Raw genomic sequence first — 26,340 nt, forward strand, 5'->3', positions numbered from 1 at the left:
CTGACTAGGCTGTCAGGGTGCCGGATTCCGCAAAGCCTACCCTCATGATCGTCGACGGCCACTCGCTGGCGTACCGGGCCTTCTTCGCCCTCCCCGTCGAGAACTTCACCACCAAGGACCACCAGCACACGAACGCCATCTACGGCTTCCTGTCGATGCTCGTGAACCTGATCAAGGCAGAGCGCCCGACGCATCTGGCCGTCGCCTTCGATACCTCGCGGGTCTCGTTCCGCACGCGGGAGTACGCCGAGTACAAGGCCAATCGCAGCGAGACGCCGGCAGAGTTCAAGGGACAGATCCCGTTGTTGCAGGAGTGCCTCGCGGCCATGCGCATCCCGGTGCTGCAGCTCGAGGACATCGAGGCCGACGACATCCTTGCGACGCTCGCGACCCGCGGGGCGGGCGAGGGGTACGACGTGCTCGTCGTCTCGGGCGATCGCGACACCATCCAGCTCGTCACGGATGACGTCACGCTGCTGTATCCGAACGTGCAGGGCGTCTCGCAGCTGAAGCGCTACGACCCGGCCGCGGTGGTCGAGAAGTACGGGCTGGCCCCGGAGCAGTACCCCGACATCGCAGCGCTGGTCGGCGAGACCAGCGACAACCTGCCCGGCGTGCCGAAGGTCGGCGAGAAGACCGCGGTGAAGTGGCTGACGCAGTTCGGAACCCTCGATGATCTGCTCGCGCGCGCCGACGAGATCAAGGGCGTGGTCGGCGGCAACCTGCGCGAGCATCTGGACGACGTGCGCCGCAACCGCTCGCTGAACCGGCTGCTCACCGACGTCGAGGTGGGCGTGCAGCTCGACGAGCTGGTCACGCGTCCCATCGATGCACAGGCCGTGCGCGACGTCTTCGCACGACTCGAGTTCCGCACCCTCATGCCGCGCGTCTTCGAGGCGACAGGATCGGGCGAAGCCTCCGAGCCCGAGCGAGAGGTCGAGGCGCCGCAGCCGGATCGCCCCGACGCCGCGGGTCTTGAGGCGTGGCTGCGCGACGCGGCATCCACCGAGGTCGGGGGCGTGGGCGTGACGGTCGACGTCGCCGGCGGGTTGCCCTTGCGGGTCGGCCTGTCGACGACCCGCGGCGCCGTCGAGGTCGAATGGGATCCGGAGGCCACGACCCACTCCGTGCTGGAGCCGTGGCTGTCGTCGGAGGCACCCAAGGTGCTGCACGACGCGAAGCCCCAGGTGAAGGCGCTGCGCCGCGTCGGCGTTCGGCTCGGGGGCGTCGTCTTCGACACCCTTCTCGCGGGCTGGCTGCTGCGCCCGAACCTGCCCGACAAGACCCTCGCGCACCTGGTGGACCGCTACCTGCACGAGCGGCTGCCCGAGGCCGATCCGAACCAGCTCGTCCCCGAATCGCCGGGGGCCACCGTCGGCCAGCTCGCGTGGTACACGGTGCGCGCGGGGGCGGAACTGCACGACGACATGCCCGAGTCGGTGCGGGCGGTGCTGCGGGTGATCGAGATCCCGAGCGTCGGGGCGCTCGCCGACATGGAGCTGACCGGAGTCGCCGTGTCGCACGACAAGCTGAGCGGATTCTCGGTGGAACTGGCCGAGCGCGCCGAGCGCATCGCGCGCGCCGCGTACGACACCATCGGGCACGAAGTGAACCTCGGCTCGCCCAAGCAGCTGCAAGAGGTGCTGTTCGAGGAGCTGCAGCTGCCCAAGACCCGCAAGACCAAGACCGGGTACTCGACCGATGCGGCGGTGCTCGCCGACCTGCAGCAGAGCGCGCCGCATCCCTTCCTCAACCTCCTGCTCGAGCACCGCGAGGCGACCAAGATGAGGCAGATCATCGAGTCGCTCGACGCGGCGATCGCCGCGGACGGCCGCATCCACACGACCTACCTGCAGACGGGCAGCCAGACCGGGCGGCTCTCGAGCACCGAGCCGAACCTGCAGAACATTCCCGTGCGCACCGAGGAGTCCCGCCGCATCCGGGCGGCGTTCGAGGTGGGCGAGGGCTACGAGACGCTCCTGACGGCCGACTACTCGCAGATCGAGATGCGGATCATGGCGCATCTGTCCGAGGACCCGGGGCTGATCGAGGCCTTCCGCTCGGGCGAGGACCTGCACCGCTTCGTGGGCGCGCGGGTGTTCGGCGTAGACCCGGGGGAGGTCACCGCGCCGATGCGCACCAAGGTCAAGGCGATGTCGTACGGCCTCGTCTACGGGCTGTCGGCGTTCGGACTGTCGAAGCAGCTGCGCATCGAGCAGAGCGAGGCCAAGGAGCTGATGACGGAGTACTTCGCGCGGTTCGGCGCGGTGCGCGACTATCTGCGCGCGTCGGTGTCGCAGGCGAAGATCGACGGATACACCGAGACGATCTTCGGACGGCGGCGGCCGTTCCCGGATCTGTCGAGTCCGAATCGCGTGCTGCGCGAGAACGCCGAGCGGGCGGCTCTGAACGCCCCGATCCAGGGCAGCGCCGCCGACATCATGAAGATCGCGCTGTTCCGCATCGACGACGCCCTGCGTGCTCAGGGGCTGCGCTCGCGCATCCTCATGCAGATCCACGACGAGCTCGTGGTCGAGGTCGCGCCGGGGGAGTGGGATGCCGCCGCCGAGATCGTGCGCAATCGCATGGGGGATGCCGCCGACCTGTCCGTGCCGCTCGACGTGCAGATCGGACGCGGGGGCAACTGGGACGAGGCGGCGCACTGATGGTGGCGCGCTGATGGTGGCCCCCGGATGCGGTGTGCGCCGATGACGGCGGGCGAGCGCGCTCCGTCGGCGATCGACGCGGTCGCGGAGGCGTGGACCGAGACGTCTGCGCGGCTGTCGCCGATCCTCGCCACCTACATCGGACGTGAGGAGCACACGGGCGGGTTCGACGACTTCTCCCCGGACGGCCGGCAGGAGTACGCGGACGCCGCGCGGCGCACGCTTGCCGCGCTACTCCAGGAACGGCCGCGGGACGATGTCGATCGCGTGACGCACGCCGACCTCGCGGCGACGCTGCGCTCGGATCTCGAGGTGCACGAGAGCCGCTGGGCGCTGCGCGACGTGAACGTGATCGCTTCCGCAGCGCAGGACATCCGGGGAGTATTCGACCTGATGCCGACCGAGTCGGAGCGGGACTGGACCGCTGTCTCCGCGCGCTTGGACGCGCTCCCCGCCGCCGTGGACGGCTACATCCAGGCGCTGCGGGAGGGCGTTCGGTCGGGTGTCGTCCCCGCGCGCCGTCAGGCGAGCGAGGTGGCGGGGCAGATCGATCGCTACACGGCCGACGGTGGCTTCTTCGCGAGCTTCGTCGCCGCCGCCGCGTCGGCCGAGGGCGTGGTGCCGGCTTCTCTCGTCGGGGATCTGGGCCGCCGCGGCGACGAGGCCCGCGCGGCGTACGACCGGCTCGCGACCTGCCTGCGGGAGGAGGTCTGGCCGGCGGGCAGCGACGACGACGCCGTGGGACGCGACCTGTACACGCTGCATTCCCGGCGCTTTCTGGGCGCCGACGTCGACCTCGATGAGACGTACGAATGGGGTCTGGCCGAACTGGCCCGGATGGTCGACGAGCAGGAGCGCGTCGCACACCAGATCGCCCCCGGCGCGACGGTGGAGCAAGCCGTCGCCCTGCTCGAGGCCGACCCCGCGCGACGGCTGCACGGCGCGGAATCGCTGCAGCGGTGGATGCAGTCGGTCAGCGACGTGGCGGTCGCCCAGCTCTCGGCGAGCCACTTCGACATCCCCGACCCGGTGCGACGCCTCGAGTGCCGCATCGCGCCGACGAACGAGGGCGGGATCTACTACACCGGCCCCACGGAGGACTTCTCGCGGCCGGGCCGGATGTGGTGGTCGGTGCCCGAGGGCGTCGAGGACTTCGACACCTGGCGGGAGCTGACGACCGTGTATCACGAGGGCGTGCCCGGCCATCACCTGCAGATCGGTCAGGCGGTGTACAACCGGGGCACCCTGAACTCCTGGCGACGGCTGCTCGCCGGCACGTCGGGGCACGCGGAGGGCTGGGCGCTCTACGCGGAGCGTCTGATGGAACAGCTCGGCTACCTCGACGATCCCGCCGATCGTCTCGGGATGCTGGATGCACAGCGCATGCGGGCTGCCCGGGTCGTGCTCGACATCGGCGTGCATCTGCGCAAGCGCAGGCCCGATGGCGGGGGCGTGTGGGATGCCGGCTACGCCTTGGACTTCATGCGCGCGAACGTGAACATGCCCGACGAATTCGTGCGGTTCGAGGTGAACCGCTACCTGGGATGGCCGGGGCAGGCTCCGTCGTACAAGGTGGGTCAGCGCATCTGGGAGCAGGTGCGCGATGCGTATCGCGCCGCCCGCGGCGAGGAGTTCTCGATCAAGGAGTTTCACCGGCGGGCACTCGGGATCGGGGGCGTGCGGCTCGACACCCTGCGCGCCGCCCTACTCGCCTGATCGGGCCTGCTCAGCGCGCAGCGGCGAGCAGGCGCACCACCTCGTCGTCGCTCGTCTGGGCGAAGTCCTCGTAGGACTGTCCGACGGACCAGAAATCCCGCGGGGTCTGCAGCGCGATGAACCCATCGGTGGCGCTCGGCTCGGGCTGCCAGAGCGGCGGCGCGACGGGGACGGCGAGCAGGACGCGTGCGGCGCCCCGGGCCCGCAGCCCCCGGCATGCGGCGACAGCGGTGGCGCCGGTGGCGACGCCGTCATCGACGACGACCGCCGTCGCGCCCTCGACGGGGGCGCGATCCCCGGCGCCGAAGCGCTCGCGGCGTCGCGCGAGCTCGCGCTGCTCGGCCTCTTCGACCGCTGCCAGGTCGCCCGCCGAGACCCGGCTGTCGTCGCGCAGGACCCGCACGCCGTCGGCGATGGCGCCGATGGCCATCTCCGGGTGCGCGGGATGACCGAGCTTGCGCACCACGGCGACGTCGAGGGGCGCCTCGAGGGCCTCGGCAATCACGGCCGCCAGCACCATGCCGCCCCGCGCGATGCCCAGCACGACAACGGGCGCCTGTGGCGGGGAGTTCTTCTCGAGCCAGTCCCGCACGACGGGCACCAGCTGCCGCGCGGCACCCCGGCGGTCACGGAATCGTTCGCCCACCATGCGCCGACGCTACGCTCTTGATCGCCGGTCTGTACAGGGAATGAGGACGCCCCCGAATCCGTTGCATGCTCATGAATGGAAAGGCGGATCATGACCGATCCTGGAACCCTGCAACTCGGCCTCGACACGTTCGGGGACATCACCCATGGAGTGGACGGCGAGCCCCTCACGCACGCGCAGACCATCCGCAACGTCGTCGATGAGGCGGTGCTGGCCGACGAGGTCGGCCTGAGCTTCTTCGGCGTCGGGGAGCATCACCGCCGCGAATTCGCGGTCTCGAGCCCCGAGGTCGTGCTGGCCGCTGCGGCGGCGCGCACGCGCAGCATCCATCTGGGCACCGCCGTCACGGTGCTGTCGTCGGACGATCCGGTGCGGCTGTTCGAGCGGTTCGCGACCTTGGACGCCATCTCGAACGGACGCGCGGAGGTGATCCTCGGGCGCGGCTCGTTCATCGAGTCCTTCCCGCTGTTCGGCTATGAGCTGTCAGACTACGAGGTGCTCTTCGAGGAGAAGCTCGACCTGTTCACGGCTCTGATGAAAGAGCAGCCGGTCACCTGGCAGGGCAGCACGCGCGCGCCCCTGAACGGCGCCGACGTGTTCCCGAAGACCGAGAACGGTCTGACGGCATGGATCGGGGTCGGCGGCAGCCCCGAGTCGGTCGTGCGGGCGGCGCGGCACGGCCTGGGACTGATGCTCGCGATCATCGGGGGAGCGCCGGAGCGCTTCCGCCCGTTCGTCGATCTGTACCACCGCTCGCTCGACGCGCTCGGGATGCCGGCGCTGCCCGTCGGCGTGCACTCGCCCGGGCACATCGCCGACACCGATCAGCAGGCGTGGGACGAGGCGTACCCGGGGTTCGAGGCATTGCACAACACGATCGGCCGTGAGCGTGGGTGGCCCACCTACAACCGGCTGCGCTTTCAGCACGACGTCGGCCCCGAAGGGTCGGTCTACGCGGGGTCGCCCGAGACCGTCGCACGCAAGATCGCGGGTACGGCGCGGGCCCTCGGCCTCACCCGTTTCGACATGAAGTTCTCGACGGGCACGCTCTCGCACGAGAAGATGATGCGCAGCATCGAGCTCTACGGCACGCAGGTGGTCCCGCGGGTGCACGAGCTGCTCGCCTCGTCGTGATGCCGCCGTCGGGCGAGCGCCTAGGGTGGACGCCGTGACATCCGTGCGCTACGTCGCGATCGGCGACTCCTTCAGCGAGGGTGTCGGCGACGATCTTCCGGACGGCCGGCAGCGCGGGTGGGCCGACCTCGTGGCGCAGGGCTGGGCGAACGCGAGGGGCTCCGGCATCCAGTACGCGAACCTGGCTATTCGGGGCAAGCTGATCTGGCCGATCGTCGAGCAGCAGCTCGAGCCCGCCCTCGCACTGAAGCCTACGCACCTGTCGTTCAACGGCGGGGGCAACGACATGCTGCGGCCGCGCGCCGACATCGAGCGGATCGCCGACGCGTTCACGCGGGTGCTGCGACGCTGCGACGACGAGGGCGTGACGGTGATCCTGCTGTCGGGCGCGAACCCTTCGCCGCAGCTGCCGATGGGGCGCGTGATCCAGCGGCGCGGCGACGAGCTCTCGCGTGCCGTGCTGGCCCGTGCCGAGGGACGCGACGACATCGTGCGGGCCCTGAACTGGCCCGACCGGGTGCTGTCGAGCCCGCCGTTCTGGTCACCCGATCGCCTGCACATGAACGCCCGCGGTCACCACCGTGTGGCGGCGCGGGTGCTCGAGGCGCTGGGTCTGCCGGTGGCGGGGGAGTGGTGGTCGCTTCCGGAGGCGACTGTCGCCGGACCGCGGGGCTGGTCGTACTACCGCGAGCACGTGGGTCCGTGGCTGCGGCGCCGCCTGACCGGAACGTCTTCGGGCGACGGTCGCGAGGCGAAGTACGCCGAGTGGACGAGCGTGGCGCCGTCGGGCCCGTCCGCTCGCTGAGCGAGGATCGCAGGTTTCGGTCGTTGAGCGAGGAGCGCGGCGACGTGCTCGGTCGTTGAGCGAGGAGCGCAGCGACGAGCCGACACGACAGGCTCAGCACCCCGTCGCGTGAGGCGCCGCGAGGCACGTGTCCGCGACGAGAGCGCTGCGCACCTCGACGACGCGCACGGGATAAGTCGTCGCCGCGGACGTGACCGCGCCGTCGACCGGCCGCCACGAACCGGTCCCGAAATCGACGTGAGCCTCGTACACCACGCGGGCGGATGCCGTGTAGCGGCCGGGTGCGGTGTACACGTGGCTGGTGGGCGTGGGGGAGTACTCCGCCAGTCCGAGCGCCTGCCAGCGCGCGCCGCCCGAGACCGACGTGGCCGCCGTGCCGTCACCGTGGTCGAAGTGGAACGCGATCGGCTGAAAGCGCACCGTCACGTCGTAGTCGAGCAGGGGGCCGCTCAGCTGCTGCGCGGATGCCGTCGCGACCAGGTTGGTCGGCATGCCCACGACGCCGAGGCCGTGCGGTTCGCCGGTGAGGGCCGGCGTCGCGGGCACGAACGACGCGAGGTCGGCCGCCGTTACGTCGGGGAGGGACACCACCGTGTACAGAGGACGGCAGAGGTCGCTGGCGCACGGCGCGGCATCGGGTTCGGCGGCACCGCCGCCGGCGCCGGGGGTGTTCGGCGTCGAGCCGCGGTCGCCGGATCCCGCCTCGCCGCCGCCCGAGGAACCCGGGCGCGTCGTGCTGCCGCCGACGTCGACCTGGGAGCCGTCGGTCGTGGCGTGGCAGGAACCATTCCAGCCGAATCCTCCACCGCAATCCGCAGCGGTTCCTTGGGCGGTTGCGCTCCCCGACAGGAGCGCGAAGACGACGGTCACCAGAGCAAGGCGCATGTGCTTGCCTCACCTCCTTCGAAGGCTGAGATCAACAAGCCGTCTGATCCAGGTATGAACGAGACTTGGAAGCTTTGAACGTCTGGCCGGGACGGCGACACGATGGCGTCACCGTCGGCGTCACGCAGTTGCACGTCTCGAACGTCGAGACACGCATTGCCGACGACTGCCGATTCGTTTTCCGAGACGGCGTCAAAAGTGGCCACAACGGAGTCTCCAGACACGGAGGAGCCCGAAGCGTGTAGCGCGCTCAGATACTCTCGCGCATTCGCGTTGGCATCACCCGTCGTCCACGCGTAGACGGCCTCGAACGTCTCGGGATCGCTCAGATCCACCTGGTTGAGCGCGTCGACGTAGGCGCGGTAGGTGGCTTCGGCGGCGGCGAACGCCTCGGCATCCGTCGCGAACGACACGCTCGGCGCGGGTGAGGGGGCGGCGCTCGTCTCGGGAGCACAGGCGGCGAGTGCGAGCACGCCGGCGATCGCCACGATGATCGGCAGTCGGCGCCCCATGCGCTCACGGTAGCGGGCCGTCGCCCGGCGCACGCGGTTATCCACAGCATCCGCCGCCCGCAGGATGTCGGCGCCCCGGCGTATCGTGCCGGGCATGACGCGATTCCTGTTCGACACCGCGACCTCGCTCGATGGTTTCATCGCCGACGAGGCGAACTCGCTCGGGTGGCTGTTCGCCGTGCCGCACGGTACGACGCCCGACGATGAGCTGCTTCCCTCCGGCCACCGGGTGATGGTCGAGGGCTCGACGACGTACGAGTGGCTGCTCGCCGAGTCCGACCTGCTCGCGCATCCCGAGAAGTGGCACGAGTTCTACGGCGACCGTCCGGTCTTCGTCTTCACGTCCCGAGACCTCCCGGTGCCCGAGGGTGCCGACGTGCGATTCGTCGGCGGACCGGTTGCCGATGCGCTGCCTGTCATCCGCGCGGCGGCGGACGGCGGCGACGTGTGGGTCGTGGGCGGGGGAGACCTCGCGGGGCAGTTCCTGGATGCCGGCGCGCTCGACCGCATCGCCATCTCGATCGCCCCGGTGGCCCTCGGCGCGGGGGCGCCCCTGTTCCCGCGCCGGATCGAGTCCGACCGGCTCACCCTCATCGAGGCGAAAGCCGTCGGGCAGTTCGCCCGAGTGATCTTCGACGTGCAGCGCGCGGATGCGCCAGAGTAGGGGCGAGGAGGGTCATGACCGACGAAGCATCCACGGGTGAGAGTAGCAACCGCTCGACGGTGCTTCTCATCGCGGCACTCGGCAGCGTTCTCGTGGTCGCCTACGCCGCCCTCGCCGCGGTGCAGATCCTCGTCCTCAACCCGCTCGCGGCCGCGCCGGATCGCACCCTGGCACAGATCCACTCCGATCTGGCATCGGCCGGGGAATCACTGGGGGAGTCCTACACCCTCGGCATCCTCGGGCTGGGCTGCGGGCTCGCGCTGCTGTTGCTCGTCCTGCTCGGGCGCAACGCGGCGGCCACCCCGCGCGGCACGGCGGTCGCCTATGCGATCATGCTGATGTTCGGAGCACCTGCCTACTTCATCGCCTCGTTCGGCGCCGGCATGGGGCTGGCCGACGCGTACGGCATCGGGGGAGCGGACCACTCGCCGTGGTCACGTCTGCTCTACGCCGCAAGCGTGCTGGCGATGGTCGCCGCCGTCGTGCTCGCCGTCAGCGGCATCCGTCGCCCTCGTCGTTCCGAACCCGTCACCCGGTGAGCCGGGGGCGCAGCTTCTCGGCGAAGAAGTCGATGAAGGCGTCGGGGTCGGGACCGGCGTTCTGCAGGACGATGTGATCGAAGCCGGCGTCGGTGTACTGCGCGATCACCTCGGCGTGCCGCTCGACGTCGGGGCCGCAGGCGAAGTTCGCCAGCGCATCCTCTTCCCGCACGGTGGTCGTCGCCGAGGCGAAGTTGACGGGGTTCGGCAGCTCGCTCATGACCTTCCAGCCGGTGACGAACCACGGCACCTTCTCGACCACGGCCTGCGCGCCCTCCTCGGGAGTCGAGGCGTACGCCAGCGGCGCCTCCGCGTAGCGCGGCCCGCTGCCGCCATGCGAGCGGAAGGCATCGACGATCGATGACTCGGGGTCGGTGGCGAACAGCCCGTCGCCGAGTTCCGCCGCGATGCGCGCCGAGACGTTCCCGCTGGCCGCGACCGCCATCACCGGCAGCGTCTTCGGAAGATCGAACACGCGGGCGTCTTCGAGCTGCAGGTAGCGTCCGTCGTAGTTGCGGTAGCCGCCCGACCACAGCAGGCGGATGATCTCGAGCGCCTCGCGCAGCATCGCATGCCGCTTGCGGGCCGAGGGCCAGTCCATGCCGATCACATGCTCGTTGAGTCGCTCGCCCGCGCCCACGCCGAGCGTGAAGCGCCCGTCCGAGATGATCGCCATCGTGGCCGCGGCCTGCGCGACGATCGCGGGGTGATAGCGCATGGTCGGGCAGGTGACGCCGGTGACGAGGCCCACTCGTTCGGTCCTCGCGGCGATCGCGCCGAACATCGACCACGTGAAGCCACTGTGACCCTGAGCTTCGAGCCAGGGGTGGTAGTGGTCGCTCATCTCGACGAAGTCGAAGCCGGCCTCCTCCGCCCGCACCGCCTGCCGGATGATCTCTTCGGGAGGGAACCCCTCCGTGCCGAGCTTGTAGCCGATCTTCATCTGATGCTCCTGTCTCGTAGCCGACACAAGGGGCTTACCCGTTCTCGCCGCGCCCCAACCATCCCGATGAGGCGATTCGCGACGGACACCGGCCCGCGCGCTCATCCACGGCGCACCCCCGGCCTTCATCCGGCGCACATTGCGGGTCGGATGCCGCGGCATCCGCAATTCGCGCCGGATGAACGTGCGTGGTGTGCTCCGCGGGCGGGAGACTGGGCGGATGAGTGGTGCCGACCGTGTGGAGCTTCCCCGATACGGCGCGAGCGCACTGGCGTCGTTGCTCGAGCGGCGCAGAACCACGCGGGTCTTCCGTGGGGGAGCGCTCGCCCTGTCCGACCTGTCGTCACTGCTGTGGGCGGGCTCTGGGATGCAGCCGGGCGGGAGCCGCGTCGTTCCCTCCGCGCACGCGCTGCACCGGCTGTCGATCGCCGTCATCGCCGGCGACGTCGCGGGCCTCTCAAGCGGCGCGTATCTCTACAGTCCCGAGGACCACGCGCTCGTGCCGGCGGCCGCGGGCGACCATCGCGCCGCGATCGCGGCGACGACGCTCGTCGACGCGGAGTGGGTCGCCCGAGCCCCGGTTCAGGTGATCGCGACGGGGGAGATCGACGCGCTCACCCGCCACTTCGAGGAGCAGCCGCCACGAGGCCGCCGTGGCGAGCGCTACGCCTGGATGGAGGCCGGCCACGTGAGCCAGAATCTGTATCTCGCCGCGGCCGATCTTGACCTGCCTATCGCCGTGGTGGGCGGATTTGATGACGAAGGACTCGCGTCCGTCCTCCATGCGCTTCTGCCCTCCTTGCCGCACGGAAGCCGACCGCTCGCGATCCTGCCGGCGGGGCCGAGTGATCACTAGCGGATCGGCGGCGAGTTGAAAAGGGGCGCCCGCGACTTCCGTTGCCCTAGTACACATGGAACATGCACAGGATTACCTACGCAGGTGACTGGTTCGTCACCGGCAGCGCAATTGCGCATGCCTTGCTCGATTACGCGCAGGCTCTCTCGCAAGCCGAAGCATCCGCAACGATCGAGGTGCCGACGCGAGAAGCGGATGGTTCGATCGGTCGCTCGGAGGTCTTGATCGGACCGGCGAGCCAACTCGCCGCGCACGAGGAGGACATGGACGGTGACGAGGTCATCGACGAAGCGCTGACGGAGCGCATGCATCGCAAGGCCGAGCGTCTGCGGCACTACGGCATGCCGTCGCCGACGATCGGAGCAGACCCCTCGGGTGGCACGGAAGGCTGGAACGAATACGACGATTTCTGAGCCCGCGGCGAACGGTCGGGGAGCAAGAGATCGCGGCGGGCCGTTACGAACTGACATAATGTGCATTATCGGCACTTCCGAGAAGTGGTGCCCGCTCACCGGTGACAGACAGGAAGACCCAAAGCTTCGTCACCGGTCCGCCGACGAGACAGCGCGCGCGTCGGCCTGGTAGACACCTGGTATGACGTTCGCGCACAATCCGAGGTCCGCCATGGTGGGCATTCGGTCGGCGCGCACACTGGTGTCGCTTCTCACGGCGGTCGCGCTCGCCGTGATGCTGCTCAGCGGATGCGCATCACGGGTCGCAGGGACTGTCGCCGACGCGGCATCGGCGACGCCCGAGCCGACCGCTGCCGACCCTGGTCCTTCGGCGGTGTCCGGAGAAGGTCCCACGGAGTTCCCCGGCGTTGACTTCGCCATCCCCGACGAGGCCGCGTCGGTCGTGGTCGAGTTCGAGTGCACCGGCGGGGGCGATTTCTCGGTCGAGCTCGGCGACTCGATGATGCTGGGACAGGCGCCCGTGACAGGCTCCTGCGCGGGGACGCAGGAGCTCTCCTGGCCCATCACGGCCGAGACCGGTCCGACCCTCTACGTGGTCGTCCCGGAGGGAGTCGAGTGGGTCGCCACGCCGGAATTCTCCGCCAGCGCATTCGCCGAGGATGAGGCGCTCACCGGGGAATGTGAGCAGTTCTCCGAGGTCTACAGCGCACTGGTGAATGCCGACACCGGCTACACGCAGTACGACGCCTTCGACGCAACGGAGTGGGCCTCGCGGGTGGACGCCGCCGCCGCCGGCCTCGAAACCCTCGCGGCAGAAGCACCCTCCATGCGGGCGGAGGCGTACGCGCAGATCGAGCAGGCCGTGAGCGACTCCGGTCGCACCGTCGGCGCAGCGCTCTCCCCCGAAACCCAAGGCCCGATCGGCGAGATCATGCGGGCCTGCAACGGGAACCAGACTCCGGTCGTCATCGCGGCCGAGTTCGGCGGTTAGAGGTGAGATTGCGCCACGTCGTCATCGTCGTCGCATCGATCTGCCTCCTGGTGGGTTGCGCGTCACCCTCAGCGACGTCGGGCGCCGGGTCCTCGACTCCCGCGCCGGCGACGACCGCTCCCTGTCCGTCGAGCGAACATGCGGAACCGCCTCCTGGCTGCGCGTCGTACGACCCCGAAGAATCCATGGCGCTGAACGATCGCCACCGGGATCGCATGGACCTCGACGACGCAGCTCGAGAGACGAATGAGCTGTTGATCCGACCGATCACCGACGAATTGCAGGCGCTGCGCGCCGATCGCGAGATCACCGCGGCCGACCTGCACGAGGTTCTCGCATCGGTAGGTCTTCCCGGCGCCCGGGTGCGTGATGACGGCCCACGCATTCTCTTCGGAGTCAGCGGCCCCGAAGGCGGCTGTCTGTACGGTGACATCACGTCGGGCGTGATCAGCATCGAGGTCGGTGGCTACATCCTCGACGGCGGCTGTCTTCCCGCGCAATGAATCGCCTCACTCGACGAGGCCGCCTCACTCCGCGAGCGGCGACACCAACGCGGCGACGTTCTCGAACGCGTAGTCCGGAAGCGAGATGGGCAGCGTGTCTGACGCGGTGGCCTCCCGCCTGAGATCGGCGAATTCCGGCCCAGCTGGCTCCGCACATCCGGCCAGCGCGAGCATGCCGGCCATGGCGGCACCGGTCACGAGGATTCGGAGTGCACGGGGCCGTTCCATGGCGGCCACGATACCGACAGGCCTCGGTACGCTCGAACCTGTGACCGCCGCATCCGACTCGCCGTCGTCGTCCGCGTGAGCGGCGTCGCCACGGGCTTCGCCGTCGTCGGGCTGGCGATCTTCATCGGGTACGTCCTCGGGCGCACCGGCCTGCTCGGTGAGAACCCCCGCTACGTGCTGAGCCGGCTGACGTTCTTCGTGCTGTCGCCGTTCCTGCTCTTCGTGGTGCTCTCGGGCGCCGACGTCGCCACGCTCTTCTCGTCGCTGCTGCCGGCGTCGGCGGCCGCCGCACTGATCGTCTTCGCGATGTACGGCATCGTGGCGCGGCTCGTGCTGCATCGTCGCCTGGGCGACACCGTCGTCGGCGCACTCGGCGCCGGGTATGTCAACGCCAACAACATCGGCATCCCGATCTCGCTGTACGTGCTCGGCGACGCCGCGTTCTCGGCGCCCGTGATCCTCGCGCAGCTGCTCGTCTTCATGCCCGTCGCCCTCGCTCTTCTGGATGCCGCGCGCGCCCGCTCGCGCTCGGTGCGCCGGATCGCGGTGCAGACTCTCCGCAACCCCCTGCTGATCGGTGCGGCCGCCGGCGTCGTCGTCTCGCTGACAGAGGTCGAGCTGCCACCGATCGTGCTCGAGCCGATCGTGCTGATCGCCAACGCGTGCATCCCCATACTGTTGATCTCCTACGGCATCTCCCTGCACGGAGGCCGCGTGCTGCGCACCCCGGGCACGCGCGTCGACGTACTGCTCGCGACCTCTCTCAAACTGATCGCGATGCCTCTGATCGCCTGGGCGCTGTGCGCCTGGGTCTTCGTCCTCCCGCCCGACCAGCTGTTCGCCGTCGTGGTGCTCGCCGCTCTGCCGTCGGCGCAGAACGTCTTCAATTTCGCGCAGCGGTATGACACCGGTGAGATCATCGCCCGCGACACCATCCTGCTCACGACGATCGGATGCATTCCGGTGCTTCTCGTGGCCAGCGTGCTGCTGGGCTGAGCGACACGACGGGCGCGGTTCTGGCCCGCTCCCCCGCCACACCGCTATCCTGGCGTCGCCCCTCACAGGATTTTCTCAGAAAGGCACCTCATGTCTACAGACATCCCGGCCGAAAAGACCGCGATAAACGGCATCCGCGCGGCGTTCGGCATCGGTGGCGCGATCGCCCTGATCGTCGGCATCCTCATCCTCGTCTGGCCCGGACGCACCGCGGAAGTCGTGACGGCCATGATCGCCGTCTACGCGATCGTCGCCGGACTGGTGTATGCCGGTCTCGGCATCTTCTCGAAGACCATGGGCGGGTGGGCCCGCGTCGGTCACATCGTGCTCGGCCTCGTCTTCGTCATCGCCGGAATCGTCGCCTTCGTCAACCTGACGGCCGCCACCGTCGGACTCGCGCTCTTCCTCGCGATCCTCGTCGGCATCATGTGGATCGTCGAGGGCGTCGTCGCCCTCACGACCCTCGGGACGACAGGCTCGAAGGGGTGGACGATCTTCTTCGCGATCCTCAGCATCATCGCCGGGATCGTGCTGCTGTTCTCGCCGCTGTTGGCCGCCGCGGTGCTGTGGTGGATCCTCGGCATCTCGCTGATCGTGCTCGGGATCATCCAGATCGTGCGCGCGTTCAGCTTCGGCAAGGGCATCTGAGCCGAACCACTGCGACGAAGAGGGGGCCCCGACCGAACCGGGGACCCCCTCTTCTCGCGTGTGCGGCGTCTACTCTGCGTCGAAACCGCTCGTCTCTCCGATGAGGCGGGTGTTGTCGGCGGGCACGGGATCGAGCGCGGCCTGCGCCACCTCGGCGGCGAACTCCGAGACGTTGTAGAGCCGCCCCGCGGATTCGCGCCGTGACGCGAGCGCGCCCGGGTTCGCCCGCTCGAGCAGGGTGGCCGTGATGGTTCCTTCGATCATGTCGCCTGAGACGACGACGAATCCGATGCCGCGGCGCTCGAGATCGGGGATCAACTCACGCAGGGCATCCTCCCCCGCCCGCTTCGAGAGCGCGACCGGCTCGTATTCCGGCATGGTCGGCGTCGTACGGATGAAGTGCGCCTGGTGGCTCGTCACGAACACCACGCGCGACCCCGTGCCGAGCAGGGGCAGCGCCCGGTTCAGCGCGCCGACCTGGGCATCACGGTTCAGCAGCAGTGCGTAGTCCTCGGCGACACCGCTCTCCATGCCTCCCGATGCGTTCAGGACCAGGATGTCGAGGCCGCCGAACTCGCGCTCGACCTCGGCGAACATCGCGCTCACAGAATCGGCGTCGGTCAGGTCGGCTCCCACGACGAGGGCGCGCACGCCGAGCTCGCGGACCTCGGCGGCCAGCTTCTCTGCGCGGGGCGCCTTGTTGCGGAAGTTGATGACGACGTCGGCACCGGCCTGGGCCAGGTAGCGGATGGTGTCGGCCCCGATGCCGCGTGAAGACCCGGTGACGAGCGCGCGTTTGCCGGCGAGCGAGCCGGGGGCAAGGGTGGTGGGGTTCTCGGTCACGCGTCACTCCTGTGGTTCGGGCGCGCCGCGCGAGGGGCGCGGCCGCAACGAGGCTACCAATCAGGCGGCGGCGAGGCCGAGTCGTGTCACAGCCCGGATTCGTCGGTGCGCACGAGGATGCAGCCGCACTCGGGACAGGTGACGACCTCGTCCTCTGCGGCGGCCCGCACCGTCTGCAGGTCGGTGCCCGAGAGCATCATGTGGCAGCCCCCGCAGGTGCGCGCCCGCAGCAGGCCAGCCCCGGGGCCACGCGCGGCGATGCGGTCGTACTGGGCCAGCAGCTGCGGGGCGATGCGTGCGGCCACGGCTGCCCGGTCGCGGGTGAGCTGCTCGTGCAGTGTGGTCGCGTCGCTGACGTGCTTCTTCGCCTCCGCCGAGAGCCGCGCGCCCTCTTCGTTGGTGGATGCCGCGAGTGCCTCCTGCTCGGCGACCGCCGCATTGGCCTCGTCGAGTCTCTCCATGACGGCGAGTTCCGAGGTCTCGAGATCGTCCTGGCGTTTCGCGAGCGAAGCGAGCTCGTGCTCGAGGCCCGCGGCATCCTTCGGGCTGCTCACGGTCTTCAGCATCTCGGTGTCGCGGGCGCGGCGCGCCTCGACGACGCTCACATCGCTCTCGATCCGTTTCAACTCGGCCTGCAGGTCGTCGCGCGCGGCCAGGCGGGTCACGAGTTCCTGCGACACGCTCTGGCGCTGTGCGACGAGCTCTTTGACGCGAGCGGCCTGCGGGGGTGTTCGGCGTGCGCTGTCGGCCTGGGTGATGCGGGCGTCGAGGTCGGCGATCTCGAGCAGCGTGCGCTGGTCGGCGGGGCTGGCGTTCATGTGGGCCCTGCCGGGATCGAACCGACGACATCCACGGTGTAAACGTGGCGCTCTACCAGCTGAGCTAAAGGCCCTCGGCGCCAGTCTATGCCGCGTGTTCCGCAGCCACGGCGCCGGGGGTGAGCGGGAATGGCTAGGCTGTTCGCGGTGCGCGATTTGTGCGGAGCCGACAAAGGCCCCCGTCGCCTCATGCCCGGTTACCCCGGCACGACCTGCCGGCTCGAAGAAAGGTCACCCACTGTGACTGTTCACGACCAGGACCCCTATTCGCAGGACGCGTCCGACAGCGATCCCGAAGAGACCTCGGAATGGCAGGAGTCCCTGCAGCAGCTCGTCCAGGCCAAGGGCCACGGGCGTGCGCGCGAGATCATGCTCAGCCTGCTGAAGTCCTCGCACGACCTGCACCTCGGTGTTCCGATGGTTCCGACGACGGACTATCTCAACACGATCGCCCCCGAGAACGAGCCCGCTTTCCCCGGTGACGAAGAGATCGAGCGCCGCTACCGGGCCTGGATCCGCTGGAACGCGGCGGTCACGGTGCACCGCGCGCAGCGCCCCGGCATCGGCGTGGGCGGGCACATCTCGACGTATGCCTCGTCCGCCGCGCTCTACGAGGTGGGCTTCAACCACTTCTTCCGCGGTCAGGACCACCCGTCCGGGGGCGACCAGATCTTCATCCAGGGGCACGCCTCCCCCGGCACCTACGCGCGCGCCTACCTCGAGGGCCGGCTCACCGAGGCGCAGCTCGACGGCTTCCGCCAGGAGAAGTCGGCCGCGCCGAACGGCATCCCGTCCTACCCGCACCCCCGCCTGATGCCGGAGTTCTGGCAGTTCCCGACCGTGTCGATGGGCCTGGGCCCGATCAACGCGATCTATCAGGCGATGGCCAACAAGTACCTCACGAGCCGCGGCATCAAAGACGTCTCCGACGGCCATGTCTGGGCGTTCCTCGGCGACGGCGAGATGGACGAGGTCGAGAGCCGCGGGCAGCTGCAGGTCGCAGCGAACGAAGGACTCGACAACCTCACCTTCATCGTCAACTGCAACCTGCAGCGGCTCGACGGTCCGGTGCGCGGCAACGGCAAGATCATCCAGGAGCTCGAGAGCTACTTCCGCGGCGCAGGCTGGAACGTCATCAAGGTCGTGTGGGGTCGCGAGTGGGACGACCTGCTCGAGCGCGACGAGGACGGCGCCCTCCGCAATCTGATGAACGTCACGCCCGACGGCGACTTCCAGACCTACAAGACGGAGGACGGCGCGTACGTCCGGGAGCACTTCTTCGGCCGCGACGAGCGCGCCGCGGCGCTCGTCAAGGATTACAGCGACGACAAGATCTGGGGCCTCAAGCGCGGCGGGCACGATTACCGCAAGGTGTACGCCGCGTTCAAGGCGGCCGTCGAGCACAAGGGGCAGCCGACCGTCATCCTGGCGAAGACGATCAAGGGTTACGGCCTGGGTCCTCACTTCGAGGGGCGCAACGCGACGCACCAGATGAAGAAGATGACGCTCGACGACCTCAAGCTGTTCCGCGACGCGATGCACATCCCGGTCAGCGACGCCGAACTCGAGAAGGACCCCTACCTGCCGCCGTACTACAACCCCGGCACGGACGACAAGACGATCCAGTACATGCTCGAGCGTCGCAACGAGCTCGGCGGGTTCATCCCCGAGCGCCGCACGACCCACGTCGGCCTGACTCTTCCCGACGATTCCGCGTACAAGCAGCCCAAGAAGGGCTCGGGAACGCAGGAGGTCGCGACGACGATGGCGTTCGTGCGTCTGCTGAAGGACCTGCTGCGGGCGAAGGACTTCGGCCACCGGATCGTGCCGATCATCCCGGACGAGGCGCGCACGTTCGGCATGGACGCCTTCTTCCCGACCGCGAAGATCTACAACCCGCACGGGCAGCACTACACCTCCGTCGACCGCGAGCTGCTGCTGGCGTACAAGGAGAGCCCCGAGGGTCAGATCCTGCACGTCGGCATCAACGAGGCGGGCGCGGTGGCGGCGTTCACCGCGACCGGCACGTCGTACTCCACGCACGGCGAGCCGCTGATCCCGGTCTACGTCTTCTATTCGATGTTCGGCTTCCAGCGCACCGGTGACGCCCAGTGGGCGGCAGGTGACCAGATGGCGCGCGGGTTCGTGATCGGCGCGACGGCGGGGCGCACCACGCTGACCGGCGAAGGCCTGCAGCACGCCGACGGGCACTCCCTGCTGCTGGCGTCGACGAACCCGGCGACGGTGTCGTACGACCCGGCGTACGGCTACGAGATCGCCCACATCGTGCGTGCGGGCATCGAGCGCATGTACGGCGGCGAGCACCCCGACCCGAACGTCATGTACTACCTCACGGTGTACAACGAGCCGATCGTGCAGCCGGCCGAGCCGGAGGACGTGGATGTCGACGGCATCCTGCGCGGCATCCACCGCATCTCTCCCGCGCAGAGCGGCGACAAGCGTGCACAGCTGCTCGCCTCCGGCGTGGGCGTGCCGTGGGCGCTCGAGGCGCAGCAGCTGCTGCGGGACGACTGGGGCGTCGCGTCCGACGTCTGGTCGGTGACCTCGTGGGGTGAGCTGCGCCGCGACGGACTCGCGGCCGACGAGCACAACTTCTTGAACCCCGAGGCGGAGCCGCGCACCGCCTACGTCACCGAGAAGCTGCGCGACACCCCCGGGCCGGTCATCGCGGTGAGCGACTTCATGCACGCCGTGCAGGACCAGATCCGCCCCTGGGTGGAGCACAACTTCTGGACGCTCGGCGCGGACGGCTTCGGCTTCTCCGACACCCGGGCGGCGGCGCGTCGCTACTTCAAGATCGACGGCCCGTCCATGGTGGTCCGCACGCTGCAGGCGCTGGCCGACGAGGGCACGATCGAGCGCGCCGTCGTCGCCGAAGCGATCGAGAAGTACCGACTGCACGAGGTCGCGGCCGGCACGACCGGCAACGCCGGCGGCGAGAGCTGACGCGCGGGTGGGCGCAACGACGTCCGCCGAGCGGAGGATCGAGACCCTCGCCTGGCTGCGACGGATCTCGGGCGACCTGGCGACGGCCACCCTCAAGCGGCTGGAGGACACGCTCCCCTGGTACCGCGAGATGCCGCCGGCGCGTCGCTCCGCCGTCGGACTCGTCGCCCAGGCGGGCATCACGTCGTTCATCCAGTGGTACGAGGACCCTGACGCCACGCCCTGGATCGCTGCGGACATCTTCGCGGCCGCGCCCCGCGAGCTGCTGCGCAGTGTCTCGCTGCAGCAGACGCTCCAGCTGATCCGCGTCACCGTCGAGGTCACCGAGGAGCGGGTGGCCGGGCGCGGTGGCAACGTTCGAGAGGCGATCCTCAAGTACTCGCGCGACGTCGCCTTCGCGGCGGCGGATGTCTACGCGCGAGCCGCCGAGGCGCGCGGACTGTGGGACGCGCGTCTCGAGGCCCTCGTCGTCGACTCGATCCTCACCGGCGAAGCCGACGCCGAGCTGCCGAGCCGCATCGCCGCCCTCGGCTGGCACGGGCACGGCGAGGTGAGCGTGCTGGTCGGCACCACTCCCCCGCAGTTCGACGTCGACCAGCTGCGCCGGATGGCGCGCAAGCTCGGCGTCGACGTGCTCATCGGCGTGCAGGGCTCGCGGCTGGTCGTCGTGATGGGACGCTCCGAACCCGGGGTGCGCGGCGAGGATCAAGGGCCGGAGCTGCCTTTCCCCGACATCGCGGCGCGTCTCGAACCGGGATTCGGATCGGGGCACCTCGTGCTCGGACCCGCCGTGCCCGCGCTCGTGGATGCGAGCACCAGCGCCCGGGCCGCCCTGGCCGGATTCGCCGTGGCGCGCGCCTGGCGCCACGCTCCCCGTCCCGTGGAGGCCGACGACCTGCTCCCCGAACGCGCACTCGCGGGCGATGCGCTGGCCAAGCAGACGCTGGTCGAACGCGTCTACCGCCCCCTCGAAGCGCATTCGTCCGACCTCGTCACGACGCTCTGGAGCTACCTCGACAACGGTCGTTCGCTCGAGGCGACCGCCCGCGAGCTCTTCGTGCACCCGAACACGGTGCGCTACCGGCTCAAGCGGGTCAGCGACGTGATCGGCTGGGACGCGACCGGACCCCGCGAGGCGCTGATCCTGCAGGCGGCGCTGGTGCTCGGCCACGTTGCCCCGCCGGACGGCGCCTGGCGACGCGCCGGGATGTCGGGTGTCCACAAACGTTCCGCGACTTCTTCGTCGTAGGTGTCCAGAAAGCGGCCCCCGCAGATTGGCAGACTAGTCAAGTGATCGTCCTCGCATGCCCTGGTCAGGGCTCGCAGACCCCCGGTTTTCTCGCACCCTGGATCGAGCAGCCCGCCGGCCGTGAGCGCATCGAGGCGTTCGCCGACGCCGCGGGCGTCGATCTGGTCGCCGCGGGCACGACATGGGACGCAGACGCGATCCGTGACACGAAGATCGCCCAGCCGCTGATCGTCGCGGCGGGACTGCTCGCCGCCGAGACCCTCGCCGAGGCTCGCGGGGGCGCCGACGCGCCACAGGCGGGCGGCGTGGCCGGGCACTCGGTGGGTGAGATCACCGCCCTGGTGCTCGCGGGCGTGCTCTCGGCCGAAGAGGGCATGCGGCTCGTCGGCGTTCGGGGACGGGCGATGGCGGATGCCGCGGCTCTCGAGCCGACGGGCATGAGCGCGGTCGTCGGGGGCGACGAAGCGGCGGTGCTCGCCCGGATCGACGAGCTGTCGCTCACCCCGGCGAACCACAACGGGGCGGGGCAGATCGTGGCGGCGGGCTCGCTGTCGGCCCTGGCCGAGCTGGCCGAGGCCGCGCCCCGGGGCGCGCGAGTGATCCCGCTGCAGGTCGCCGGCGCCTTCCACACCGCCTACATGTCCTCCGCCGTGAGCGCGCTCCAGGATGCGGCCGCCGACGTCACACCGGCGGAGCCGCGCATCAGCCTCTGGTCGAATCGCGACGGGTCGGTCGTCGGGAGCGGCGACGCGGCGCTCCATCTGCTCGTCGGACAGGTCGCGTCTCCGGTGCGCTGGGACCTCTGCATGGCGGGGTTCGCCGACGCCGGCATCACCGGTCTGATCGAACTGGCTCCGGCGGGAACGCTCGTGGGGCTGGCCAAGCGTGGCTTGCGCGGCGTGCCGACGGTGGCCGTGAAGACCCCCGAAGACATCGGCGCCGCCGTGGCGCTGCTCCAGGAAGAGACCGCATGAACCCGCGACCCCTCACGCAGCGTTCCGGCGCCGCGCACACCCGCATCCTCTCCTATGGAGCAGCGCGAGGGGAGAACGCGGTCGTCAACGATGACCTCGTCGGGCCCATCGACTCCAGTGACGAGTGGATTCGGCAGCGCACCGGAATCGTGACCCGGATGCGGGCCGACCAGGGCACCGACGCGATCGATCTCGCGACCCGTGCCGCCGACGAGGCGGTCGTGCGGTCGGGGCTGGAGCGCTCGCAGATCGATCTCGTGATCGTCGCCACCGTAAGCAACCCCAAGCAGACGCCGTCGGTATCGGCGATCGTGGCCGATCGCATCGGCGCGAACCCCGCGGCGGCGTACGATCTGAACGCCGCGTGTGCGGGGTTCTCCTACGGTGTCGCGCAGGCCGACGCCCTCATCCGCTCGGGAGCTGCGACGCACGCGGTCGTCGTCGGAGCCGAGAAGCTCAGCGATATCGTCGACCCGGCCGACCGCAGCATCTCGTTCCTGCTCGGCGACGGCGCCGGCGCGATCGTGGTGGGCCCGAGCGACACCCCGGGCATCGGACCGACGATCTGGGGCTCGGACGGATCGAAGGCGGATGCCGTCGGCATGAACCACACGCTCACCGAGTTCCGCGACGGGGTCGCCCCGTGGCCGACCCTCCGGCAGGAAGGTCCCACGGTCTTCCGCTGGGCGGTGTGGGAGATGGTCAAGGTCGCACGGCAGGCCCTCGAGGCCGCCGGCATCACGGCGGCGGACCTGGCGGCGTTCGTGCCACACCAGGCGAACATGCGGATCATCGACGAGTTCGCCAAGCAGCTCGAACTGCCCGACAGCGTCGAGATCGCCCGCGACATCGAGACGACGGGCAATACGTCTGCCGCGTCCATCCCCCTCGCGACGCATCGCCTGCTCGAGGAGCACCCCGAGCTGGCCGGTGGTCTGGCGCTGCAGATCGGATTCGGCGCCGGCCTCGTCTTCGGCGCGCAGGTCGTGGTGCTGCCGGGCGCCCCCGCAGGGCCGCAGTAGGCTGTTCTGCGGTCGCCGACACGACTTTGACGTTCACGATTACCGAAGAAGAAGGAGAAACCATGGCCCTTTCCCAGGAAGAGGTGCTCGCAGGCCTCGCCGAGCTCATCACCGACGAGACCGGCATCTCGGCCGACGAGGTAGCCGCGGAGAAGTCGTTCACCGACGACCTCGACATCGACTCGATCTCGATGATGACCATCGTCGTCAACGCAGAGGAGAAGTTCGGCGTCACGATCCCCGACGACGAGGTCAAGAACCTCAAGACCGTCGGCGACGCCGTCACCTACATCACGACCAACCAGTCCTGATCCCGACTCCCGGGGGCGTCCGCCCCCGGGAGTGAAGTTCGTCATCCGTGAGGATTCGTGTCATGACCACCCCCCGCATCGTCGTCACCGGCATCGGCGCCAGCACTCCCATCGGCGGAACCGCGCGCGAGAGCTGGGACGCCCTTCTCTCCGGCGCCTCGGGCGCACGCTCCCTCGAGTACGACTGGGTGTCGGAGTACGCGCTTCCCGTCACCTTCGCCGCACAGGCCAAGGTGCGCCCCGAAGAGGTGCTGGCGCGTCCCGAGGCCCGTCGACTCGACCCCGCGTCGCAGTTCGGGCTGATCGCTGCGAAGGAGGCATGGGCGGATGCCGGTGCACCGGAGGTCGCATCCGAGCGGCTCGGGGTGGATTTCGCCACCGGCATCGGCGGCGTCTGGACGCTGCTGGACGCCTGGGACACACTGCGGGAGAAGGGGCCCCGACGGGTCATGCCCATGACCGTGCCGATGCTGATGCCGAACGCGGCGGCCGCGGCCGTCTCGATGCACTTCGAGGCCCGGGCGTACGCGCGCACCGTCGCGTCGGCCTGCGCCTCGAGCACCGAGTCGATCGTGAACGCCTACGAGCACCTGCGCGCGGGACTGGCGGATGTGGTGATCGCGGGCGGCACCGAGTCCGCCGTGCACCCCATCACGATCGCGTCCTTCGCGTCGATGCAGGCTCTCTCACGGCGCAACGATGCACCCGAGACGGCCTCGCGACCCTACAGCGTGGACCGCGACGGATTCGTCATGGGCGAGGGGGCCGCCGCACTTGTGCTCGAGACCGAGGAGCACGCCCGCGCACGCGGGGCGCACATCTACGCGGTCGTCGCGGGCGGCGGAGTGACCGCCGATTCGTATCACATCACCGCCAACGACCCCGAAGGCCGGGGTGCTGCGCGGGCCGTGCAGCTCGCGCTGGACGCGGCGGACCTCTCCTCCGACGACGTCACCCACATCAATGCGCACGCGACCTCGACGCCGGTGGGCGACATCGCCGAGTACGTCGCCCTGCGCAACGTCTTCGGCGAGCGTCTGCACGAGATCCCGGTCTCGGGCACGAAGGGCTCCACCGGCCACCTGCTCGGTGGCACCGGTGCGCTCGAGGCGGTCTTCTCGGTGCTGGCGATCCGGGACCGGCAGGCGCCGCCCACGATCAACCTGACGGAGCAGGACCCCGAGATTCCGCTGTCGATCTCGGGTACGCCGCAGCCGCTCGGCGAGCGCGATCAGGTCGTGATCAGCAACTCGTTCGGCTTCGGCGGCCACAACGCCGTCGTCGCGTTCCGCTCCATCTGACCGACGACGCGCGACAGGTCAGCCGACGCCGGGTCAGCCAACCTTGTGCAGCCACACCACCGGGGCTTCGTCGCTGGCGTGCCGGAACGGCTCGAGTTCGTCGTCCCAGGCGGCGCCGAGCGCCACCTGGAGTTCGCGCTGCAGTTCGCGGGCGTCTCCGGCGGCGATGTCCATGGCGTAGCGCACGCGATCCTCGCCGATGACGACGTTGCCTGCGGCATCCGTCTGGGCGTAGTGGATGCCGAGATCCGGCGTGTGCAGCCACCGGCCACCGTCCGAGCGGGGCGTCGGATCCTCGGTCACCTCGAACCGCAGATGCTCCCAGCCGCGGATCGCACTGGCGAGTGAGGCTCCCGTGCCGGCCGGCGCCTCCCAATAGAACTCGGTGCGCCGTGCACCCGGGAGCACGGGCTGCTCAGCCCACTCGAAGTTGACGGCGCGCCCGAGGGCGCGACCGACCGCCCACTCGAGGTGGGGGCACAGTGCTTTCGGCGCGGAGTGGACATAGATCACTCCGCGCGCTTGTGATGTCGCCATATCCACATTCCGTTTCCTCAGGTGCGTCTTCCCCTACGACCTGGGGTGATGAAGTGGTGGCGTGTGCGGTTGTGGGGCCATTATGCCCCGGTGCCGCCGTGATTCACAACAACGCCGCGCCGCCCGCGCGGCCGGCGTGGGCGGGAAGGACCCGGCGGTCAGGCAACCGGGCCCTCCCCGTCATGATCGGGCCGGCTCAGGCCTCGCTCATCGCCGTCTTCTCGGCCTGGCCCTTGGCGGCGTAGTACGCGGCGCGGGCGGCGATCCGACGTGTCTGTTCCGCCTGACCGGCGTCGAGCTCGTCCTGCGGCACCTCGACATTCGGCACGCGGGGCACGCCGTTGTACTTCTCGATGTACGCGTCGAGCTCGGGCCCCGAGGTCCACGACGTGATCAGGCAGTAGCGCGGCTCGGTGCCCGGGTGCGTCGCGGCGTGCCAGAGGCGCTGTGTGTCGACGATCAGCTGGGCTCCGGCGGGGAGCGCGATGCGCACCTCGCCCTCCGGGTCGGTGCGGTTGTCGCGCAGGACGAAGTAGCTGTCCTTGTCGTCGGTGAGGTTGAAGAAGCCGCGCACGACCCAGCCGGTGCCGTCGGGGTTGAGACGGTTGTTGTCGTCCTGGTGCAGGTTGTAGAGGCAGTCCGCGTAGGTGTTGGGCTGCAGTTCGATGATGCGGCACCGGCCGACGTTCGCCCCCGGTTCCTTCGCGCGCTGCGTGAGAGTGGGTGCCTTCTCGGTCTGCGAGTCGATCCACACTCCGTCTTTGTCGGTGCGCGGCGGCTTGTGGTTCCAGAAGCCGTTGCACTCGATGTCGCCGAAGGCGCTGGCGAGCGGGGCGAACCGGGTGTCGCCGGAGGACTTCCAGTCGTTGTACTCGACGTCGAGCCACTCCTTGGGATCGATCTGCTTGTTGTAGCGATCGAGCACGACGTAGCCGGTCTCTTCGAGAGCGGCGGACTTGATGTAACTCATGAGATGAATCATGACCTTTCGTAGGGGGCCAGCGAAGTTTTTACAGGCCCGACTTAGGCCACCCTACCTTCGGCGTCTGCACGCGCCAGGGCAGCAGGGCCGTGAATATCGGGCGGTGCCGCGGCATCCGTTCCACCGCATCGTTTCGCGCCGGAATGGGGTGCACGGGCAACTAGAGTCGAGTGTTGCGGCGTGCCGGC

General features: G+C 69.6%; 27 protein-coding genes and 1 tRNA gene. 18 read left to right on the top strand and 10 right to left on the bottom strand.

The features are described from left to right. The first annotated feature begins 17 nt into the window (after positions 1-17). Positions 18-2,666, top strand: a complete 2,649-nt coding sequence (gene polA, locus M4I32_RS01205; RefSeq protein WP_319032662.1) for a DNA polymerase I — start codon at positions 18-20, stop codon at positions 2,664-2,666. A gap of 42 nt (positions 2,667-2,708) precedes the next feature. Beyond that, on the top strand, positions 2,709-4,382 hold the full coding sequence (locus M4I32_RS01210) for a DUF885 domain-containing protein (protein ID WP_319032663.1): 1,674 nt from the start codon (positions 2,709-2,711) through the stop codon (positions 4,380-4,382). Between the two features lie 10 nt (positions 4,383-4,392). Here M4I32_RS01210 and M4I32_RS01215 read toward each other — a convergent pair whose 3' ends face one another. After that, positions 4,393-5,031, bottom strand: coding sequence for a phosphoribosyltransferase (locus M4I32_RS01215; protein WP_319032664.1), 639 nt, complete (start codon positions 5,029-5,031; stop codon positions 4,393-4,395). 90 nt (positions 5,032-5,121) lie between these two features. Here M4I32_RS01215 and M4I32_RS01220 point away from each other — a divergent pair, with 90 nt between their 5' ends. Both M4I32_RS01220 and M4I32_RS01225 read left to right on the top strand, forming a co-directional pair. Next, complete coding sequence (locus tag M4I32_RS01220; RefSeq protein ID WP_319032665.1) at positions 5,122-6,165, top strand: LLM class flavin-dependent oxidoreductase; 1,044 nt, start codon at positions 5,122-5,124, stop codon at positions 6,163-6,165. A gap of 34 nt (positions 6,166-6,199) precedes the next feature. Continuing rightward, positions 6,200-6,970, top strand: a complete 771-nt coding sequence (locus tag M4I32_RS01225) for an SGNH/GDSL hydrolase family protein (protein WP_319032666.1) — start codon at positions 6,200-6,202, stop codon at positions 6,968-6,970. Between the two features lie 93 nt (positions 6,971-7,063). On the opposite strand, the gene M4I32_RS01230 is transcribed toward M4I32_RS01225, so the two are convergent. Together M4I32_RS01230 and M4I32_RS01235 are read right to left on the bottom strand one after the other, a co-directional pair. Next, the gene (locus M4I32_RS01230) at positions 7,064-7,855 is read right to left on the bottom strand and encodes a hypothetical protein (RefSeq protein WP_319032667.1); all 792 of its coding nucleotides are present in this window, start codon (positions 7,853-7,855) and stop codon (positions 7,064-7,066) included. Further along, positions 7,837-8,463, bottom strand: a complete 627-nt coding sequence (locus tag M4I32_RS01235; RefSeq protein ID WP_319032668.1) for a hypothetical protein — start codon at positions 8,461-8,463, stop codon at positions 7,837-7,839. Before M4I32_RS01235 ends, M4I32_RS01230 begins: the two co-directional genes overlap by 19 nt. Between M4I32_RS01235 and M4I32_RS01240 the strand changes: the two genes are divergently transcribed. Together M4I32_RS01240 and M4I32_RS01245 are read left to right on the top strand one after the other, a co-directional pair. Beyond that, positions 8,462-9,031, top strand: a complete 570-nt coding sequence (locus M4I32_RS01240; protein WP_319032669.1) for a dihydrofolate reductase family protein — start codon at positions 8,462-8,464, stop codon at positions 9,029-9,031. The genes M4I32_RS01235 and M4I32_RS01240 overlap by 2 nt on opposite strands. 14 nt (positions 9,032-9,045) lie before the next feature. After that, positions 9,046-9,570, top strand: coding sequence for a hypothetical protein (locus M4I32_RS01245; protein WP_319032670.1), 525 nt, complete (start codon positions 9,046-9,048; stop codon positions 9,568-9,570). On the opposite strand, the gene M4I32_RS01250 is transcribed toward M4I32_RS01245, so the two are convergent. Further along, positions 9,560-10,513, bottom strand: coding sequence for a TIGR03557 family F420-dependent LLM class oxidoreductase (locus M4I32_RS01250; RefSeq protein WP_319032671.1), 954 nt, complete (start codon positions 10,511-10,513; stop codon positions 9,560-9,562). The two genes, M4I32_RS01245 and M4I32_RS01250, sit on opposite strands and share 11 nt — an antisense overlap. Positions 10,514-10,733: 220 nt before the next feature. Here M4I32_RS01250 and M4I32_RS01255 point away from each other — a divergent pair, with 220 nt between their 5' ends. The 4 genes from M4I32_RS01255 to M4I32_RS01270 all read left to right on the top strand — a co-directional run bounded on the left by M4I32_RS01255 (position 10,734) and on the right by M4I32_RS01270 (position 13,276). After that, entirely contained in the window at positions 10,734-11,369 is a 636-nt protein-coding gene (locus M4I32_RS01255; protein WP_319032672.1) for a SagB/ThcOx family dehydrogenase, read from the top strand. Positions 11,370-11,431: 62 nt separating this feature from the next. Next, positions 11,432-11,782 (top strand): hypothetical protein, encoded by a 351-nt coding sequence (locus M4I32_RS01260; protein WP_319032673.1) that lies wholly within the window; start codon positions 11,432-11,434, stop codon positions 11,780-11,782. 181 nt (positions 11,783-11,963) lie between these two features. After that, a complete protein-coding gene (locus M4I32_RS01265; protein ID WP_319032674.1) occupies positions 11,964-12,773 on the top strand; it encodes a hypothetical protein in 810 nt (269 codons plus the stop codon). Positions 12,774-12,958: 185 nt separating this feature from the next. After that, positions 12,959-13,276 (top strand): hypothetical protein, encoded by a 318-nt coding sequence (locus M4I32_RS01270; protein WP_319032675.1) that lies wholly within the window; start codon positions 12,959-12,961, stop codon positions 13,274-13,276. A 24-nt stretch (positions 13,277-13,300) separates the two neighbouring features. Here the strand turns inward: M4I32_RS01270 and M4I32_RS01275 are convergent, their stop codons facing one another. Further along, positions 13,301-13,504, bottom strand: coding sequence for a hypothetical protein (locus M4I32_RS01275; RefSeq protein WP_319032676.1), 204 nt, complete (start codon positions 13,502-13,504; stop codon positions 13,301-13,303). Between the two features lie 75 nt (positions 13,505-13,579). On the opposite strand from M4I32_RS01275, the gene M4I32_RS01280 reads away from it, so the two are divergent. Together M4I32_RS01280 and M4I32_RS01285 are read left to right on the top strand one after the other, a co-directional pair. Further along, positions 13,580-14,500 (top strand): AEC family transporter, encoded by a 921-nt coding sequence (locus M4I32_RS01280; protein ID WP_319032677.1) that lies wholly within the window; start codon positions 13,580-13,582, stop codon positions 14,498-14,500. Positions 14,501-14,590: 90 nt separating this feature from the next. After that, complete coding sequence (locus M4I32_RS01285; RefSeq protein ID WP_319032678.1) at positions 14,591-15,148, top strand: HdeD family acid-resistance protein; 558 nt, start codon at positions 14,591-14,593, stop codon at positions 15,146-15,148. A gap of 69 nt (positions 15,149-15,217) precedes the next feature. Here M4I32_RS01285 and M4I32_RS01290 read toward each other — a convergent pair whose 3' ends face one another. From M4I32_RS01290 to M4I32_RS01300, 3 genes are all read right to left on the bottom strand, one after another. Continuing rightward, positions 15,218-15,991 (bottom strand): SDR family oxidoreductase, encoded by a 774-nt coding sequence (locus tag M4I32_RS01290; protein ID WP_319032679.1) that lies wholly within the window; start codon positions 15,989-15,991, stop codon positions 15,218-15,220. 86 nt (positions 15,992-16,077) lie between these two features. Next, complete coding sequence (locus M4I32_RS01295; protein ID WP_319032680.1) at positions 16,078-16,809, bottom strand: zinc ribbon domain-containing protein; 732 nt, start codon at positions 16,807-16,809, stop codon at positions 16,078-16,080. Position 16,810: 1 nt separating this feature from the next. Continuing rightward, positions 16,811-16,883 (bottom strand) — tRNA-Val (locus tag M4I32_RS01300). A 166-nt stretch (positions 16,884-17,049) separates the two neighbouring features. Between M4I32_RS01300 and aceE the strand changes: the two genes are divergently transcribed. The 6 genes from aceE to M4I32_RS01330 all read left to right on the top strand — a co-directional run bounded on the left by aceE (position 17,050) and on the right by M4I32_RS01330 (position 24,633). Then, positions 17,050-19,776, top strand: a complete 2,727-nt coding sequence (gene aceE, locus M4I32_RS01305; protein WP_319032681.1) for a pyruvate dehydrogenase (acetyl-transferring), homodimeric type — start codon at positions 17,050-17,052, stop codon at positions 19,774-19,776. A 7-nt stretch (positions 19,777-19,783) separates the two neighbouring features. Beyond that, positions 19,784-21,025, top strand: a complete 1,242-nt coding sequence (locus M4I32_RS01310; protein ID WP_319032682.1) for a helix-turn-helix domain-containing protein — start codon at positions 19,784-19,786, stop codon at positions 21,023-21,025. A gap of 41 nt (positions 21,026-21,066) precedes the next feature. Beyond that, positions 21,067-21,999 carry an ACP S-malonyltransferase gene (locus M4I32_RS01315; RefSeq protein WP_319032683.1) on the top strand — a complete coding sequence of 311 codons (933 nt, stop codon included), beginning with the start codon at positions 21,067-21,069 and terminating at the stop codon, positions 21,997-21,999. After that, positions 21,996-23,021, top strand: a complete 1,026-nt coding sequence (locus M4I32_RS01320) for a beta-ketoacyl-ACP synthase III (protein WP_319032684.1) — start codon at positions 21,996-21,998, stop codon at positions 23,019-23,021. Before M4I32_RS01315 ends, M4I32_RS01320 begins: the two co-directional genes overlap by 4 nt. Before the next feature lie 62 nt (positions 23,022-23,083). Further along, positions 23,084-23,332, top strand: coding sequence for an acyl carrier protein (locus M4I32_RS01325; protein WP_319032685.1), 249 nt, complete (start codon positions 23,084-23,086; stop codon positions 23,330-23,332). Between the two features lie 62 nt (positions 23,333-23,394). Next, on the top strand, positions 23,395-24,633 hold the full coding sequence (locus M4I32_RS01330; RefSeq protein ID WP_319032686.1) for a beta-ketoacyl-[acyl-carrier-protein] synthase family protein: 1,239 nt from the start codon (positions 23,395-23,397) through the stop codon (positions 24,631-24,633). Between the two features lie 33 nt (positions 24,634-24,666). Here M4I32_RS01330 and M4I32_RS01335 read toward each other — a convergent pair whose 3' ends face one another. Next, on the bottom strand, positions 24,667-25,170 hold the full coding sequence (locus M4I32_RS01335) for a DUF3145 domain-containing protein (RefSeq protein WP_319032687.1): 504 nt from the start codon (positions 25,168-25,170) through the stop codon (positions 24,667-24,669). A 196-nt stretch (positions 25,171-25,366) separates the two neighbouring features. After that, complete coding sequence (locus tag M4I32_RS01340) at positions 25,367-26,140, bottom strand: hypothetical protein (RefSeq protein WP_319032688.1); 774 nt, start codon at positions 26,138-26,140, stop codon at positions 25,367-25,369. Positions 26,141-26,340: the final 200 nt, after the last annotated feature.

This window comes from Microbacterium sp. LRZ72 (assembly GCF_033792225.1).
Taxonomy (GTDB): Bacteria; Actinomycetota; Actinomycetes; order Actinomycetales; family Microbacteriaceae; genus Microbacterium.